Annotated in this window: 1 protein-coding gene; it reads left to right on the top strand. The window is 60.8% G+C overall.

Annotation, left to right across the window (positions count from 1 at the left end):
• Positions 1 to 492 (top strand): hypothetical protein (locus A5706_RS33480; RefSeq protein ID WP_197517793.1); only part of this gene is annotated, 492 nt, incomplete at its 5' end.
• Between the last annotated feature and the right edge of the window lie 387 nt (positions 493 to 879).

Raw genomic sequence — 879 nt, 5'->3', positions numbered from 1 at the left:
GTGCAGCACCTGATTGCGAGTGCCGCCTCCTACGCCAGCGCTGAGGCGGCCAACATGGCGTCGTTGCTAAAGCCCTTGACGGCAATTACGGCCCCGGTTGCCGCAGCCACGGCCGCCCAGTCGACATTAAATGATTTGATAACAAATGTAGTGACGAATACTGTCTTTGTTCTAGGTGCCGCCGCCGTGGCCGGCTTCGTCATTGGTTTTCTTTCTTGGCTCATGGCAGATCTCGTCGTACTGTACTTCGCGTCCGCTGCGGCAAACATCATCCAATCGTTCCCGTTCTACGGCTTACTATTGAACGTTTTGACCGACGCGATAAACCCATTACTCACGGCGTTTCCCGTTGTAGGCCAGCTCGTTTCAGCCGGCACTCAATTAGTCCAGTCGTTCACCACTGCGTTCTTCTGGCCGGCGAATCTGACAGTACAAATTCTCCGCGCACTATCCGCCTTGGTGAACCCGCTGGGCCAAACAACGGCCTCCTAACATCCAATCTTTGGCCCTTCTCAGCAGCCGGGTGTCTCACCGACTCCTGTTCATCGGGACGCAGGAAATCCGAATCGAGGTCTACGGGAGCCCTCGGGGCCGCCCAGAGGCGCGCCTCGCGCCCCTGCTGACCCGCCGACACAGACGCCGCCGCACCTGACCGTGACTCTGCGGCCTCGGCCCACGCCTTTGTGGCGCGGGTCGCCGCGTTAAGGGGATTCAACCTCTAGCCGTGCATCCGGCCGTTACGCCGCACGCTGGGGCGGCCCCGACGCCCCTGCCTGACGTCGCCAGCGCCGGGCGACGCGTGCATGATTTTAGGCCCGACCACAGAGGGCGAAAGTCCCTATTTGGATTTGCCGGCTCGCGGTGAAGATCCTGTCCTAC

This window comes from Mycobacterium sp. E796 (assembly GCF_001672815.1).
In the GTDB taxonomy this organism is placed as follows: Bacteria; Actinomycetota; Actinomycetes; order Mycobacteriales; family Mycobacteriaceae; genus Mycobacterium.
Note: the sequence above shows the minus strand (reverse complement) of the source record. Positions and strands in the feature narration are given on the sequence as shown.